The 14668-nt window shown below is 74.2% G+C and carries 13 protein-coding genes; 4 read left to right on the top strand and 9 right to left on the bottom strand.

Annotated features, from left to right (window positions below):
- Positions 1–7 precede the first annotated feature (7 nt).
- Positions 8–433: a D-aminoacyl-tRNA deacylase gene (gene dtd, locus ACFPCY_RS38705; protein WP_378264055.1), complete on the top strand. Its 426-nt coding sequence runs from the start codon at positions 8–10 to the stop codon at positions 431–433.
- A 10-nt stretch (positions 434–443) separates the two neighbouring features.
- Here the strand turns inward: dtd and ACFPCY_RS38700 are convergent, their stop codons facing one another.
- The 4 genes from ACFPCY_RS38700 to ACFPCY_RS38685 all read right to left on the bottom strand — a co-directional run bounded on the left by ACFPCY_RS38700 (position 444) and on the right by ACFPCY_RS38685 (position 4130).
- The gene (locus ACFPCY_RS38700; RefSeq protein ID WP_378264053.1) at positions 444–866 is read right to left on the bottom strand and encodes a hypothetical protein; all 423 of its coding nucleotides are present in this window, start codon (positions 864–866) and stop codon (positions 444–446) included.
- Positions 867–1402: 536 nt separating this feature from the next.
- Positions 1403–2380 (bottom strand): CAF17-like 4Fe-4S cluster assembly/insertion protein YgfZ, encoded by a 978-nt coding sequence (gene ygfZ, locus ACFPCY_RS38695; RefSeq protein ID WP_378264051.1) that lies wholly within the window; start codon positions 2378–2380, stop codon positions 1403–1405.
- A 362-nt stretch (positions 2381–2742) separates the two neighbouring features.
- Positions 2743–3159 (bottom strand): Fur family transcriptional regulator, encoded by a 417-nt coding sequence (locus ACFPCY_RS38690; protein WP_378264049.1) that lies wholly within the window; start codon positions 3157–3159, stop codon positions 2743–2745.
- A gap of 470 nt (positions 3160–3629) precedes the next feature.
- On the bottom strand, positions 3630–4130 hold the full coding sequence (locus ACFPCY_RS38685; protein WP_378264047.1) for a heme-binding beta-barrel domain-containing protein: 501 nt from the start codon (positions 4128–4130) through the stop codon (positions 3630–3632).
- Positions 4131–4429: 299 nt separating this feature from the next.
- Between ACFPCY_RS38685 and ACFPCY_RS38680 the strand changes: the two genes are divergently transcribed.
- Positions 4430–4792 (top strand): DsrE family protein, encoded by a 363-nt coding sequence (locus tag ACFPCY_RS38680; protein WP_378264045.1) that lies wholly within the window; start codon positions 4430–4432, stop codon positions 4790–4792.
- A 19-nt stretch (positions 4793–4811) separates the two neighbouring features.
- On the opposite strand, the gene ACFPCY_RS38675 is transcribed toward ACFPCY_RS38680, so the two are convergent.
- The 3 genes from ACFPCY_RS38675 to ACFPCY_RS38665 form a co-directional block, all read right to left on the bottom strand.
- Complete coding sequence (locus ACFPCY_RS38675; protein ID WP_378264043.1) at positions 4812–6269, bottom strand: purple acid phosphatase family protein; 1458 nt, start codon at positions 6267–6269, stop codon at positions 4812–4814.
- Positions 6270–6396: 127 nt separating this feature from the next.
- Positions 6397–7125: a type 1 glutamine amidotransferase gene (locus ACFPCY_RS38670; protein ID WP_378264041.1), complete on the bottom strand. Its 729-nt coding sequence runs from the start codon at positions 7123–7125 to the stop codon at positions 6397–6399.
- Positions 7115–8365, bottom strand: coding sequence for a MurT ligase domain-containing protein (locus tag ACFPCY_RS38665; RefSeq protein ID WP_378264039.1), 1251 nt, complete (start codon positions 8363–8365; stop codon positions 7115–7117). The genes ACFPCY_RS38670 and ACFPCY_RS38665 overlap by 11 nt, the downstream gene beginning before the upstream one ends.
- Before the next feature lie 376 nt (positions 8366–8741).
- Here ACFPCY_RS38665 and ACFPCY_RS38660 point away from each other — a divergent pair, with 376 nt between their 5' ends.
- Positions 8742–10394 (top strand): hypothetical protein, encoded by a 1653-nt coding sequence (locus ACFPCY_RS38660; RefSeq protein ID WP_378264037.1) that lies wholly within the window; start codon positions 8742–8744, stop codon positions 10392–10394.
- A gap of 380 nt (positions 10395–10774) precedes the next feature.
- Complete coding sequence (locus ACFPCY_RS38655; RefSeq protein ID WP_378264035.1) at positions 10775–12382, top strand: hypothetical protein; 1608 nt, start codon at positions 10775–10777, stop codon at positions 12380–12382.
- Positions 12383–12426: 44 nt separating this feature from the next.
- On the opposite strand, the gene ACFPCY_RS38650 is transcribed toward ACFPCY_RS38655, so the two are convergent.
- Both ACFPCY_RS38650 and ACFPCY_RS38645 read right to left on the bottom strand, forming a co-directional pair.
- Positions 12427–12780, bottom strand: coding sequence for a DUF5955 family protein (locus ACFPCY_RS38650; RefSeq protein ID WP_378264033.1), 354 nt, complete (start codon positions 12778–12780; stop codon positions 12427–12429).
- 29 nt (positions 12781–12809) lie between these two features.
- Positions 12810–14663: a hypothetical protein gene (locus ACFPCY_RS38645; RefSeq protein ID WP_378264031.1), complete on the bottom strand. Its 1854-nt coding sequence runs from the start codon at positions 14661–14663 to the stop codon at positions 12810–12812.
- Positions 14664–14668 lie beyond the last annotated feature (5 nt).

Genomic DNA, 14668 nt, shown 5'->3' with positions numbered 1-14668 from the left:
GCGTGTCATGCGTGCGGTAGTCCAGAGGGTGAGCAGGGCGAGCGTGACCGTCGGGGGACGCGTCGTCGGGGCGATCGACGGACCGGGCCTGATGGTCCTGGTCGGCGTCACCCACGACGACACGCCGGAGAAGGCCGCGAAGCTCGCCGCCAAGCTGTGGGGCCTGCGGATCCTGGCGGACGAGAAGTCCTGCTCCGACCTCGGCGCCCCGCTGCTCGTCGTGAGCCAGTTCACCCTCTACGGCGACGCCCGCAAGGGCCGCCGTCCGACCTGGACGGCCGCCGCGCCCGGCCCGGTCGCCGAACCCCTGGTGGACGCCGTCGTCACCGAGCTCCGCGCCCTCGGCGCGAAGGTCGAGACCGGCGTCTTCGGCGCCGACATGCAGGTGGAGCTCGTCAACGACGGCCCCATCACGGTGATCCTCGACTACTGAGCCGCCGGGGTCAGGCGCCGAACCCGTAGATCATTCCGGCGATGGCGACGACCGTGCCGGTGCCCGCGAGGATCAGGCACGCCTGGTCCGCCTGCGCGAGCCGCGACCGGACGGCGGACGAGTGCACGAGCACCCGCCCGTCCCGCGCCGGCACCCCCGCCTGGCGTCCGTCCGGCCGACCGTTGGACGGGCCGTTCGGCCGTGCCCGGCGGCGGACGCCGAGCAGCCGCATGATCCCCTCGTTCTTGTAGGCCTGGTGATCCGGAGTGCAGGCGAACGGCCTGCCCCGGACCGGTTCGCGGCACGGATAACCCTTCTCGGTCATCACCCGGCACACGGTCGGGATCAGCAGGAACTCGTACAGGCACCACGCGGCCAGCCCGAGCAGCGCGAGCCGCCAAGAGCCCGCCAGCCAGGACGCCGCAGCCCACAAAGCGAACCCCGCCCACCAAACAGCGTGCGGCTCCCGCCGAGGCCGCCGCCGCGCGCCCCGTCCAGCCGTCCCGGCCTGCCCCGCCGCCCCGCCAGCCCGCGCAGCCCCACCCGCGTCCGGCGAAAAAGCAGCACCCCCACGCGGAAAACCGCTGCCCCCACGCGCACGGCCGGCCTCCCCCGGCCGAGGACCAGCCTCCCCCCGCGGAAGCGCGGCCCCGCCCCGCGGAGCGGCGGCATCTCCCCACGCAGGAACGGCCTCGCCTCGTGGGTCGGGCTCGTTGCGTGGAGGGACGGCGTTCGCGGGGGGTGGGGTGGGCTCGTCGGGTGGGGAGGAGGGGTCGGGGAGGGAGCCGGCCACCCAGGTGTCGCCGTCTTCGGGGGGACGGCGCGGGCGCTGCTCGTTTCCCGGATCTGCGGGCACGGGGCGGAACCACCTCCTCGGGGTGGCGGTGGTCCCTTCGACGGCCACCGCTCCCGTGAGGACGATTCTGCCCCTGCGGCCCGCGTTCTACGCGCGTTTCGGGTCGTCCGCCACTACCGGTCGGCGGCGGTGCGGCGCAGCTCGATCTTGGCGTTCGCGCCGGTGTCCGGCGGGACGACGACCTCCTGGGACGCCGCGACCCCGCCCGCGACGAGCTCGGCGTCGACGGGCGTGTTGCGCTTCACGAGGGCGAGCGCGATCGGGCCGAGCTCGTGGTGCCGCGCCGCGGAGCCGACGAAGCCGACCTGGCGGCCACCGGGGATCTCCACCGGGTCGCCGTGCGCGGGGAGGCGGTCGACGCTGCCGTCCAGATGCAGGAAGACCAGGCGGCGCGGCGGACGGCCGAGGTTCTCGACCCGCGCGACCGTCTCCTGGCCCCGGTAGCAGCCCTTGTTGAGGTGGACGGCCGTCCCGATCACACCGATCTCGTGCGGGATCGTCCGGTGGTCGGTGTCGAGGTTGAAGCGGGCGACGTGCGCGGCGATCCGCAGCGCCTCGTAGGCCCAGAGGCCCGCCGGGGGCAGGTCGCCTTCGCCCAGCTCGGACCGCGGGACGATCCGGGTGGTCAGGCCCGCGACGTCCGGGAAGGACACGCCGTCGCCGGGCGGGCCGGTGATCACGGCGTACCGGTCGGACACGTCCTCGACCTCGACGCGCAGGAAGAACCGCATGCGGTCGAGGAAGTCGGCGAGCGCGGGCGCGGTGCCGGGCTCGACGTGGATCCACGCGGTCTCGCCGTCGTCCACCAGGTGCAGGTGGTGCTCGATGTGGCCGTTGACCGTCAGCAGCAGCGCCTGCGTCGCGACGCCCGGCTCCAGCGCCTCCAGGTGCTGGCTGAGCAGGCTGTGCAGCCAGGACAGCCGGTCCGGCCCGGAGACCCGCAGGACGCCGCGGTCGCTCCGGTCGACGAACGCCTTGCCCGCTTCGAGCAGCCGTTGTTCGCGGACCGGGTCCCCGTAGTGCGCGGCGATCTCCTGGTCGGGCGCGTCGGCGGCGACGGCCCCGTGCAGCTTCAGCAGCGGGCTCTCCATGCCGCCCAGAGTATTCGCCCCGCCGCCCGTCCTGACGGCCCGCCCATAGGACGGCGCGCGTGACGGTGGAACGCCCGGGCGACAGGGCCGCAGGGCCAGCCCACGGGGCGGAGCCACGCGTGACGGTGGAGCGTCCGGGCGACAGGGCCGCAGGGCCAGCCCACGGGGCGGAGCCACGCGTGACGGTGGAGCGTCCGGGCGACCAGGGCCGCAGGGCCCGCCCATGGGACGGAGCCACGGGCGATGGTGGAGCGGCCCAGGCGGCAGGATCGCAGGGCTCGTCCATGGGACGGGGCGCGGGCGATGGTGGGGCGTCGGGGCGGCAAAAGCACAGCGCCGTCCATGGGACGGAGCCGCGTGGGTCAACCGGCGCGGCACTCCTTGCAGCGCCCGTAGACGGTGAGGTGCTGGACGTCGGTCTCGAAGCCGTAGTCGCGGTCGAGCCCGGCGGCGAGTCCGGCGGCGGCGTCCAGCGGGATGTCGTTCACCCGGCCGCAGTCGCGGCAGACGAGGTGGATGTGCTCGGCCTCCGCCGCGAGATGGTAGTTCGGCGGGCCGTGCCCGAGGTGGGCGTGCTTGACCAGGCCCAGCTCCTCCAGCAGCTCCAGCGTCCGGTAGACGGTGGAGATGTTGACGCCGCGCGCGGTGCGCTGGACCTCGGTGCAGATCTCCTCGGGGGTGCCGTGCTCCAGCTTGGTGACGGCCTCCAGCACGAGCTGCCGCTGCGGCGTGACCCGGTAGCCCTTCGCCCGCAGCTCCTCCTGCCACGTGTCGGCCATGCCCGCATCCTATGTCCCCGGCGCCCTGACCTGCCGCAGGAAACCCGTCCGAAAAAAGGGTTTGCCCCCTGGCCGGACCGTCGCATAACTTGGCGGCACGCGCGAAAGGAGGTGGTCCAAGAAAATGGTTGATTCTAGGACTCGCGAGGTGGCTGTCCGCTAGTCGCCGTCCTGCCGCGGCGTCGCCGTCTCGTACGGCGGCTGCCGGTCATCGGACGGTGACCGGCGAATACCAGGCAGTTACCCGGCCCCCGGACCGACGTACCAGTCCTGTACGTCGTCCCGCCATCCCGGCGGGAAAGGTCCGGGGGTCGTTTCATTCCCCGGCCGCCCCGGCCGCTTCCGACGCCCGTCCGGCCCGGCCGCTTCGGCCGCTTCGGCCGCTTCCGACGCCTCGTCCGGCCGGCCGCTTCGGCCATCCCAGACTCCTCCGATGCCCCGGCCGCTTCCACCGTCCGCGCGGAGACCGGTCAGTCGGCCTTCTTGAGCTGCGCGGACAGGTGCGCCTGGAGGGGCTGCCCCATCGCGGCCATCTCGTAGACCCAGCCGAGGTCGCGCGCGCCGTTCTTCTCCGGCATGAGCCCGTACAGCCGCTTGCCCGCCTTGACCTCCTTGGCGGTGTCGGTGCGGGCGATCACGTCGGTGACCATCTCCACCTGGTGGAAGGCGATGCTGCCCAGGTAGATCTCGACGATGCCGGTCGGGTGCGCGAGCGTCACCTCGACGCGGTTGCCCGGCTGCGGGCGCCAGTAGCCGGTCTCGGTCGCCAGCGGACGCCCGACCGTGCCGTCCGGCTCGATCAGCCAGCTCCGGCTGGAGTAGATCAGGAACGGCTTGCCGTTGTGGCCGAACGTGATCTCCTGGCCGAAGTTGAACGCCTCGATCGTCGGGTAGTCGCCGACCCCGGCGCCCTTCCAGGTGCCCAGGAGGAATTCCAGCGGTTTGAGGTCGTCGTGCAGCTCAGGCTCCATGCCCCGCAGGTTATCGGTCGGAAGCCGCCGGACGCGCGGCTCGCGGCGTCCGGGCCCGGCGCGGATCAGCGGAGCCGGAACAACCGGACGACCAGCAGGGTCGCGACGATCACCGTCCCGGCGCAGGCCAGGACCAGCACGCCCGCGTTCACCAGTCCACCCATGCCGAACCACCCTAACCCCGCGCCCCCACGCATCGACCGCACCACGCGGCACCACCACCCCGCGACAGCGGCACGCGCGGGGACGGGGCAGGCAGGGCCGTGGGAAAGGTGGGGTTGGGGGCTACAGTGCGCGGTATGGCGCGTTCTTTGGTGATCAAGGCTACGGCGGGCGCGGACGGCCCGGAGCGGGTGAACCAGGCGTTCACGGTCGCGGCGGCGGCCGTCGCGAGCGGGCTGGAGGTGTCGCTCTGGCTGACCGGCGAGTCCGCCTGGTACGCGCTGCCCGGCCGGGCCGCGGAGCTGGAGCTGCCGCTCGCGACCCCGCTGGACGAGCTGCTCCAGGTCGTCCTGGCGGCGGGCCGGGTGACGCTGTGCACGCAGTGCGCCGGACGCCGCGGCATCGGCCCGGACGACGTGATCCCCGGCATCCGCATCGCGGGCGCGCCGACCTTCGTCGAGGAGATCTCCGCCGAGGGCGTCCAAGCCCTCGTCTACTGACCTGCCGAGGCGCCGGGGGTCAGGCGTGCAGGCCGGAGAGGTCCCGGCCGACGAGGCTGTTGCGGTCGGTGACGCGGTCGCCGAAGGAGAGCCGGGGCCAGGCGCCGGACAGCTCCTGCCGGCTGCGTTCGCTCCATTCGCGGGCCAGCGGCGCGCGGGTCTTGTAGAAGTTGAGCGCGTAGCCGCCGGAGTGGACGCGCAGGAGCGTGAACCCGCCCGGGTACTCCTTCACGGCCGCGACCTCCTGCTGGACGACCCGGGGCGCGAGCGGGAACACCGAGCGCCGGTTCCGGTGGGTGTGTCCGGCGTGGTGGAGGAGGACGCCCGGCGTCCGGGCGTAGGCGGCCAGGATCTGGAGGGACTGGCCCGCGTCCAGGGAGTGTGTCCCGGTGACGGCGAGCGGGTCGTTCTCGGTGAAGAGCGGGTGGTGGCCGAAGACCAGCGTCGGACGGTCCGGATCGCGTTTCAGCTCGTCCTGGAACCAGGCCATCTGCTCGCGGCCCAGCCCGCCCGAGTCGCCTCCGTTGCCGGGTTTGTCGTAGGTGTCGAGGCCGATGATCCGCAGGCCGTTCAGGTCGTGCGTGAAGTACGTCGGACGGCCCCGGAAGAACGCGTCGCCGAAGCAGTCGTCCCCCTGCCAGCGGCCGGGCGTGCAGGACGGGTGCCCGTCGTGCGCGCGGTCGTGGTTGCCCCGCGTGACGAGGTAGCCGGAGCCGTAATCCCCGAATCGGTCGAGCAGGGCCTTGGCGCGCGCGAGGTCGCCGGGGGCGGCCTCGGCGCTGACGTCGCCCGCGGCGAGCAGGTGCGTCGCGCCGCGCGCCTTCGCGTCGTCCACGAGGGCGGTCGCCATGATCTCGGGATACGGCGGGTGGCCGGGGACCTGCTCGACGCCCTTGATCCACGGCAGGCCGCCGACGAGGCCCGCGACGGTCTCGCCGAGGTGCAGGTCGTTGCAGAGCGCGACGGCGAACAGGAAGCGTCCGGGCGGCGGCTGCGGCGTCGTGAAGGCGAAGATCCCGTCACCGCGCGGCGTCCCTGCGGCGTGCCCTTCGCGAAGCGGCGTCCCGGCGGCGTGTCCGCCGTTGAGCGGCGTTTCGGACGCGGGACGTCCGCGTGACATGGCCTTGTAGTAATAGGTGCGGCCCGGTTCGAGGCCCTGCAACTCGACGTAGTGGTACGGCGTCCCGGACGGCCCGTGCGCGACCCGGTTCAGCCGCGCCGGATGCGTCCCGTAGCGGACTTCGGCGTCGGCGGCGGCGGGCTTCATCCGGCCGAGGCCGTCGTCCGTCCCGGGAACGCCCGTGTACCAGGTCAGGACGGCCCCGGTCTCGGTCAGCGTGACCAGCTCCAGGTTCACCGGAGCGACAGCGGACGCCGCCGACGCCGGCGCCGTCTCGATCGCCGGGACCAGCGTGAACCCGGCCGCGATCGCGCTCAGCCGCAGCACGTCCCGGCGGCTCACCGCACAGCAGATCATGGACGCAGCGTCGCAGCGCCCGGTGAACCCCACCAGACCCAAACGCAACCAGCCGCAGAACGCGCCCGGCCGGAAACGCGCCCGGCCGCCCCCGCACGCACGCGGGGACGGCCGGGGAACGCCGGGACTACTGGGCCGAGGCGCCCAGGACGGCGCCGAGGCGCTCCTCGCGGAGACGGCCCGCCCAGGAGTCGTCCACGGGCTGGAGTTCCTGGCCGACGGCCCAGCGCAGCAGCAGGTCGGCGAGCGCCGGGTTGCGGACGAGCGCCGGGCCGTGCATGTAGGTGCCGAGGACGCGGCCCTGGTAGGCCCCCTCGAAGCCCTGCCCGTCACCGTTGCCGATACCGGACACGACCTTGCCGAACGGCCGGGCGTTCGGGCCGATGCTGGTCGCGCCCTGGTGGTTCTCGAAGCCGGTGACGCGCGGCACGCGCAGCTCGGACGCGACGTCCGAGACGACCTCGCCGACCGCGCGCTGCTGGCCCCGGAACGAGCGGATGTCGAGGATGCCGAGGCCGGGCAGCGGCTGGCCCTCGTCCCCGCCGAACTCGTGCCCGATGATCTGGAAGCCCGCGCAGACCGCGAACACGACCGCGCCGTTCTCCACCGCGCGGTGCAGGCCGCCGTCGCCGCGCAGCCGCTGCGCGGCGAGGATCTGAGGCCGGTCCTCGCCGCCGCCGAGCAGGTAGATGTGGCCGTCCGGGGGGACGGGCTCGTCCGAGCGCAGGTGGACGGTCTCGGTCGGGATGCCGCGCAGCGCGGCCCGCCGCTCCAGGACGATCGTGTTGCCCTGGTCGCCGTAGGTGGACAGCAGGTCCGGATAGATCCAGACGATCTTCAAGCGGTCAGACGACACGGCCGTACCTCGTTCGGATGTTCTGGAAGGCGGTGTAGTTGGCGATCACGTCGAGGTGCCCCGGCTGGACGGCGACGATCGCCCGCTCCACGTCGTCCACGACGGTGAACCCGACCTCGGCGGCCTCCAGCCGGGCGGCCAGGTCGATCCGGCGCTCGCCGGTGACCCAGACCGGACGGCCGCGCAGCAGCCGGAAGTCCACGTCCCACAGCCAGGAGGTGTCCCGGCCGTCCGGGCCCTGCGCGTTGATCGACAGGATCAGCGGCGACGGCGCGGGCCGCAGCACGTCGAACGCCTCCAGCCAGCCCGCCGGATTCTTGGCGAGCAGCAGCCGCAGCGTCCGGCCCTGCGCCTCGACGGTGGTGTACCGGCCCGCGACGGACTTCACCGTCGCCAGCAGCGGCAGCGCCTGCTCCGGCGGGACGCCGAACTGCGCGACGACGGCGAGCGCGACCGCCGCGTTCGACCGGTTCGCGCGGCCCGGAAGCTGGACGGCGTCCAGCGGGAACGCGCGGCCGTGCGGGTCGTAGACCGCGCCGTTGTGGAGCACCCAGTCCGGACGCGGCCGGCGGAAGTGGCACTGGCGGCAGGCCCAGTCGGAGTTCTCCTCACCCTCCTGCCGGTCGAGCGGGCCGCCGCACTCGGGGCAGCACCAGGAGTCCTCGCGCCAGTGCTGGCCCGCCGCGACCCAGGTCACCGACTTGGCGGTGGCCGCGCCCCAGGTCACCAGCGGGTCGTCGCAGTTGGCCACGACGTGGGCCTGCGGCGCGTCGGCCAGGGCCTTGCGCCACTTGCCCGCCAGCAGCCAGATCTCGGCGGCGCGGTCCATCTGGTCGCGGGACAGGTTCATCAGCGCGACCACGTTCGCGCCGGTCTCCCGCAGGACGGCCGGGACGTACTTCTCGTCACACTCCAGCACGCCGTACTTGGCGTCCGGCGCGGACGCGAGGGCGGACACGTGCCCGGTGGGCATGTTCGCGCCGAACGCGTTGGTGGCGACCTCCCCCAGCGGCGTCATCGCCGAGGTGATCAGCCGGGTCGTCGTCGTCTTGCCGTTGGTGGCCGAGACGAGGACGAGCTTGCGGTCCCGGGACAGCCGGGTGAGCAGCTCGGGGTCGAGCTTGAGACCGACCTTGCCGCCGATCACCGACCCGTCCCCCTTGCCCGCCATCCGGGACATCTTCGCGGCCGTACGACCGAGCGCGACGGCCAGCTGCGAACGCAGCGGAAGATCGCTCATGAACTCCGTCTTCTCTGTTTGCGTGTCTCTGGGGCGCCTCAGCGACCTTCCCGAGGGTAGTCGGTGCGGGGCCGGACTCGGCGTGGGTCCGATCACGCGCCGGGCGGGACGGGAGAATGCGACGAGCATCACACGGGGTCCCGGTAAACCTCCGGGGCCGACCTTGACCGTGAGAGACATGTCGTGATTCGGTGCCAGCCCCGGTGACGTTGCGACGGCGGCCGAACGGAAGGCCCCGCGGATTCCCGTCACCGCGTACGCGACCGACGGTACGCAGTACCTTTTGTCGAAACCCCGCGGCCGGAGTGGGGAGGTCCGCCCCGTGGAGGGCGTGGGCCGCGAGGCGTGCGAAGCGGCGACAAGCGAGGTCTGAGCGATGCAGTGTCCGACGTGCGGGTCCACCACGGCCGGGACGCTCGACAGGTGCGCGAACTGCGGAACGCCGACGGCTGCGGCGCCCGCGCGGGATCTCGGCGGGGCCACCGCCCTGGACGGCCCGGCGCGGCCCGGCGGAGGCGAGGCGTTCGGCGAGCGGACCGTCGTCGTCCCCGGCCCCGGGTTCGGCGGCCAGGACGGCATGCCGCTGTCCGCACCGCCCGCGGCGTCCCCGACGACCGCGGCGTCCGCGGCGTCCGGGCCGTCCGCGAACGGGTTCTCTGTGCCGTCCGGGCCGTCCGGGCCGGCTGCGAACGGGTTCTCCGGGCCGTCCGGAAACGGGGAGGGCGGCGGCGGTGACGTGCCCCCGCCGCCGGTTCCGGCGTGGGCGTCGTCCGAGCCCGCCGCGGCCGACCCCGAGTCCACCGCGGCGTGGGTGTTCGACCCGGCCGAGTCCGGCGAGCACCAGCAGGCGCCCCCTGCCGACCCGCACCCGGCCGAGATGAAGACGATCATCGCGCCGTCGCCCGCCGCGGCCGCCGCCGCGCAGAACTGGCAGGACGGCGCGGCCGAGAACCCGGCCGAGTCGATCGTCCCGGAGTCCTGGTACGCCAAGCCGCGCCGTCCGGACGAGCAGGCCGAGCAGTCCGGACCGCAGCAGTGGCAGCCGCAGCACACCGTCGCCGACCAGGGCTGGGGCCAGCAGCCGCCGCCCCCGCCGGGCGGTTTCGGCCAGCCCGGCGCCGGCGAGCAGCCGACCACGATGCTGGACGGCGGCGGCCTGTCGCCCAGCGCTCCCGGCGGTTTCGGGCAGCAGCAGGACTTCGGCCAGCAGCCCGGTTTCGGCCAGCAGCAGGGTTTCGGTCAGCAGCCCGGCTTCGGGCAGGACGCCGGTTTCGGTCACGACCCGGGCTTCGGCGGCCCGGGCGGCGGGTTCGGCCAGCAGGGCTACGAGCAGGGCGGATTCGACCAGGGCGGATTCGACCAGGGCGGGTTCGGGCAGCAGGGCTTCCAGGGCGCGCCGCCGTCCGGGTCCCGGAAGAAGAAGCCGGGCAAGCCGCTGCTGATCGGCGTCGGCGCGCTCGTCGCCGCCGCCGCGGTCGCCGTCACGGTCGTGATGTGGCCGACCGGCGGCAAGGGCGGCGCGTCGCCGAACTCGTCCAAGTCGCCGGTCGCGCAGAAGAGCAAGCTCCCGGCGGACGACGCGGCCCGCGAGCAGGCCGGCGCGCTCAACGCGATCCTGAACGCCAGCGCCGACACCAAGCGGACGCTGGTGAAGGGCCTCGGGCAGTCCCGCAAGTGCGAGGACCTCGGCGCCGCGACCGACTCCTTCAAGCTGGTCGCGCAGCGCCGCCAGAACCAGCTGAAGCGCACCGCGGCCCTCAAGGTGGACAAGCTCGCGAACGGCGAGAAGCTCCGCTCGTCCCTGCGCGACTCCCTCCAGGCGTCCCTGGACGTCGACCAGGCGCTGCTGACCTGGGCGACCCAGTCGCAGAAGGGCTGCAAGGGCAAGCCGAAGCCGGACGCCGCGCACGCCCCCGGCCGCGCCGACGCCGAGCGCCGCGCGACCTCCTCCAAGAAGTCCTTCGTGGACCTCTGGAACCCGGTCGCGCGCAAGACCGGCCAGCCCGCGCGCCACTGGACCGGCGTCTGATCTCCTGAGCCCCTCCCGGAACCGGCGCGAGGCCGGCGGCGTCCGATACGGGACGCTCCGGCCCGTCCGGGTCCGCGATGCGGTCCGTCGGCGTCCCCTACGGGCGCTGCGGCCCGTCCGGTTCCGGAGGTGATCCGGCGGCGTCCGTAACGGGACGCTGCGGCCCGTCCGGTTCCGGAGGTGATCCGGCGGCGTCCGTAACGGGACGCTGCGGCCCGTCCGGTTCGCGGGTCCGAGCCGGTCCGAATCAGGACGCGGCCAGTGGCGGACGCGCTGGTGGGCCTGGTCACAAGCGGGTAGCGGGGCGTACCGGGACCGTCCCGATGTGCGGCGCGTCACGGTAGGTTATTCGCGACGGACCCCGACCGTGAGGGGCTTTCATGCGGTGCCCTGCCTGCGATAGCGACACCACCCCGGCGCTGCCCTACTGCACGCGTTGCGCCGCGCCCCTGAACACGGGCGCGCCCGCGTCCGGCGACGACGCCACCCAGCGCGACGACGCCGCGCGGCACGATGACGCGCCCCGGCGCGAGAACCCGTCCCAGCCTCAGGACGAGACACGAGGCGACGCCCCGGCACCGCGCGACGACCCGGCACCGCGCAACGACCCGGCACCGCGCGACGCCCCGGCACGGCGCGACGACGCGGCCCAGCGTCAGGACCCGGCAGGGCGTGAAGATTCGGCGCAGCGTGACGAGCCTGCGGCGCGCGAGGACGGCTGGCCCCAGTCGCCGCCCTGGCCATCCGAATCGAATCCCGCTCCCGCGCCCTGGCCGTCCACACCGGACGCCGCGCCTTGGCCGCCCGAACCGAAGCCCGCGTCGGACGCCGCGCCCTGGCCGTCCACGCCGGAGCCTGCGCCCTGGCCGCCCGAACCGAAGCCCGCGCCGGAACCTGCGTCCCGGCCGTCCGCCCCGGATCCCGCGCCCTGGCCGTCCGAGTCGAAGGCCGCGCCGGAAGCTGCGCCTTGGTCGTCCGCGCCGGACGCCGCGTCGCCCTTCCCCGGTTACGGCTCCGCCGCGGAGCACCCGCCCGCGCCGTATCCGAGCGCGCCCGCCGGGCACGAGCCGACGTATCCGGCCGACCACGGCCAGGCTCCCCTGCCGGATTCCGGTCAGCCGACGCCGACCGAGCTCGATCCCGGCTACTCGTCCCCGCCGACCGCGTACGACCCGGGGACCCCGCCGCCCGGCGACCCCGGCGCGGCGTACGGCCCGCCGCCCGAGCCGTGGGGCGGGGCCGAGCAGCGGGGCTGGTCCGCGCTGCCGCCCGTCCCGCCGCCGCCCGCGCCGCCGCCCGGAGGGTCGGACGAGCACACGATCACGCTGTCGCCGGAGCCGTGGGCGGCCGAGCCGCAGGTGTGGAGCCCGCCTCCGCCGCAGAAGAAGCGCCCGCCGTACCTGCTGATCGCGACCGGCCTGGTCGTCCTCGCCGCGGTCGCGCTCGGCATCGTGTTCTGGCCGAGCGGGTCCGGCAAGGCGAACCGCGCGGGCGGCGAGAGCCCGACGACGCCGCAGCAGACGCAGTCGGCGACGACGCAGAACCAGCCGTCCGACACGCCCACGGGCCAGCCGTCGTCGGCGTCGCCGAGCGCCGACCTGGCCGGGCAGGCGGGCAAGGTGAACGCGCTGCTGGACGACATGTCCTCCACGCGCGGCGAGCTCCAGAGCGTCCTGACCGGCGGCTGCGAGACCTCCGGGCTGGAGCGGATCCGCGGCGAGCGGCAGACGCAGCTCGCGACCGCGCAGAGCCTGGACGTCAGCGCGCTCGACAACGGCCAGCAGCTCAAGGACGCCCTGGTCCGGGCGTTGCAGGCGTCCGTGGCGTCCAACCAGAAGTACATCGCGCTGTCGCCGGGCTGCCCGTCCGACGAGGACGTCGCCGACGTGAACCAGCAGGCCACCGACGCCAAGCGCGAGTTCATCGGCTACTGGAACCCGGTCGCGACCAAGGCGAACCTCGCCCCCCGCACCGAGGCCGGCATCTAGCCCTGTTCCGGGGCTAGCCCTGCCCTGTTCCGGGGCGCGCGGTCTCAGCCGCCCGCGCCGAGCTGTCCCGCCAAGGCGTGGACGGCTTCGGCGAGCGCCGCGACGCCGCCGACGCGGCGGGCCAGGCGGGCGAGCGCGCCGGACACGCGGTCCTCGTCCGGGTCGTCCGACTCGGCCTCCTCGCGCAGGTCGGCGAGGTCGCGGCGGGCGCGGGCGGCCTCGGGGAGGTCGGCCTCGTGGTCGTCGAGCAGGTCCTCGACGCGGTCGAGCGCGGCGGTGGTGGCGTCGTCCGGCCCGGCGGCCGGACCGCCCTGCGTCTGCACGGTGTTGTCGCCGGTCGAGATCTGCCCGGAGACCCGGGCGTTCCCGCTGATGTTCACGCCGCGGTTGTCACGCATGGCCCGTTCCCTCCTCATAGGTTGACGCCTTACGGGTTGACGCCCTGGGCCTGGCGGACGCGCGAGCCGGGTCCGCTGACCGAGATCTGCCCGCTGACCCGCCCGCCGGTCATGATCACGCCCTGGTTGAGCACGACCCCGGCCTGCTGGCGGTAGGCCGTCACGTCCACGCCGCACTCGTTCGACAGGTAGTCGAGCAGCGCCTCGCTGACCCGCCGCTCGATCAGCTTCGCGTACTTGTCCACGTCCGCGACCTGCAGGAAGTCGTGCATGCCGGTGTCGGCCACCAGCTCGCGGACGCTCAGCCGCGCCCCGTAGTCGTGCGCGATCCGCGCCGCCGGGTCACCGCCGCCCGCGGCGGTCAGCGCCCCGCTCGCGAGCCGCCACACCGCTCCGACCGTCCTCGGCAGCGGGAGCAGGACGGCCTCGGCCGCGCCCCGCCACCCGGCCCGGACGGACTGCCAGAGGATGACCGGAGCGCTCCACGCGGGCAGTAGGTCCACGATCTGGAACTCGGGCCGGACGGGCGGCAGCACGGCCGCGACGAACTGCCCGTACAGCATCCGCCCCTCGACGGCGAGGTGGACGAACGTGGTGAGGACGGCGTCGCGTTCCTCGGCGGGTGCGAGCGCGCTGCCGTCACGCCGCATCACCGGCTGGGACTGCGCGCCGACGGTGATCCGCTGAAAGCAGCGGACCGCGCCCTGCGGGTGCCGGACGAGCGCGTCCACCGCCTCGTCCCCGGCCAGCGAGTACGGCAGCCGCGCGGCGGCGTCGATCAGCGGATGGCCGTCGAAGGGGCGCGGGTCGGCCGGCGCGACCGGGCGCCGCCGCTGCTCGCACAGGCCCGGGGCGACGACGTGCCAGCCGGTGTTCAGCCCGGCGACGCGCTCGTTGGGCGGCAGCCAGGTGCCGCGGTCGATCGGGGCGCCGTCCGGGCTGGGCGGCCACTCGTCGCGCATCGACAGGACGCTCTCCCGGACGCGCCGCTGCATCGTCATCGGGTCGGGCCGCCCGACCGCGTCCATCGACAGGGGGTTGCCGCCCGGCTTCCCGGTCAGCGGGTCTCCGGCCGACCGGTCGAGCTCCAGGACGACCGACCAGGTGCGGGACAGGTCGGAGCGGATCGGGCCCGCGCCGAGGAACGGGTTGTCGCCCGAGTAGAGCGTGACGTTGCCGAGCTGCGCGGCCCGGATCCGCTCCAGCAGGGCGTTCACGCGTCCGCTGAGGACCGCCGGACCGGGGCCCTGCGCGCCGGGCCCGAGCTCGCGCGACAGCGTCCAGAACACCAGCGCGAGGTGCCCGAAGTAGATGACGAGGAACAGCAGCGCCGCGAGCAGCAGCGACGCCCACGGATGCTCGATCAGCATCGACTCGCGGAGCCGTTCGAGACCTCCGCTCGCCGGGACGTCCTCCTCCGAGCCGCCGCCGGAGAACAGGAACAGGATGGCCACCAGGTAGAGGAGCGGGATCGCGAGGACCGCGCCGACCACGACCCGCCACTGCCAGGCCAGTTCCCGCCACCGGACGCGGGCGGCGATCGCGGTCGGGATCAGGAACCAACCGGCGGCGAGGGCGACGCCCGGCAGCACGACGTACAGAACGGTCCAGGCGGCGAGCAGCGCGACGTCGCGGAAGATCCGCAGCCGCCGGGCGCGCAGCGCGTGCCGGATGACCGGTTCGAGGTCGAAGCCGAAGGACGGCGCGACGGCCCGGTGCTGGTCGTGCAGGTACTCGCCGATCACCGCCGCGCAGACGGCCCGGTTCAGGTAGACGGCCGCGCTCAGGTGGCGGGTCGTGCTCTGCAAGGGCCGCCCGGCGGACCCGGGGACGGGCCGCACGTGCCCGAACGGGGATGCGACGGACTCTGCGACGGTCACCATCCGAC

The sequence above is a fragment of the Actinomadura gamaensis genome, assembly GCF_042652125.1.
Taxonomy (GTDB): Bacteria; Actinomycetota; Actinomycetes; order Streptosporangiales; family Streptosporangiaceae; genus Spirillospora; species Spirillospora gamaensis.
Note: the sequence above shows the minus strand (reverse complement) of the source record. Positions and strands in the feature narration are given on the sequence as shown.

Bases quoted from the DNA above. Each gene is read 5' to 3' on its own strand.
- ACFPCY_RS38680 (WP_378264045.1), top strand. From the start codon at position 4,430: ATGGCGCGTTCTTTGGTGATCAAGGCTACGGCGGGCGCGGACGGCCCG.
- ygfZ (WP_378264051.1), bottom strand. From the start codon at position 2,380: ATGGAGAGCCCGCTGCTGAAGCTGCACGGGGCCGTCGCCGCCGACGCG.
- ACFPCY_RS38665 (WP_378264039.1), bottom strand. From the start codon at position 8,365: ATGAGCGATCTTCCGCTGCGTTCGCAGCTGGCCGTCGCGCTCGGTCGT.
- ACFPCY_RS38645 (WP_378264031.1), bottom strand. From the start codon at position 14,663: ATGGTGACCGTCGCAGAGTCCGTCGCATCCCCGTTCGGGCACGTGCGG.
- ACFPCY_RS38660 (WP_378264037.1), top strand. From the start codon at position 8,742: ATGCAGTGTCCGACGTGCGGGTCCACCACGGCCGGGACGCTCGACAGG.
- ACFPCY_RS38655 (WP_378264035.1), top strand. From the start codon at position 10,775: ATGCGGTGCCCTGCCTGCGATAGCGACACCACCCCGGCGCTGCCCTAC.
- ACFPCY_RS38650 (WP_378264033.1), bottom strand. From the start codon at position 12,780: ATGCGTGACAACCGCGGCGTGAACATCAGCGGGAACGCCCGGGTCTCC.
- ACFPCY_RS38675 (WP_378264043.1), bottom strand. From the start codon at position 6,269: ATGATCTGCTGTGCGGTGAGCCGCCGGGACGTGCTGCGGCTGAGCGCG.
- ACFPCY_RS38690 (WP_378264049.1), bottom strand. From the start codon at position 3,159: ATGGCCGACACGTGGCAGGAGGAGCTGCGGGCGAAGGGCTACCGGGTC.
- ACFPCY_RS38685 (WP_378264047.1), bottom strand. From the start codon at position 4,130: ATGGAGCCTGAGCTGCACGACGACCTCAAACCGCTGGAATTCCTCCTG.
- dtd (WP_378264055.1), top strand. From the start codon at position 8: ATGCGTGCGGTAGTCCAGAGGGTGAGCAGGGCGAGCGTGACCGTCGGG.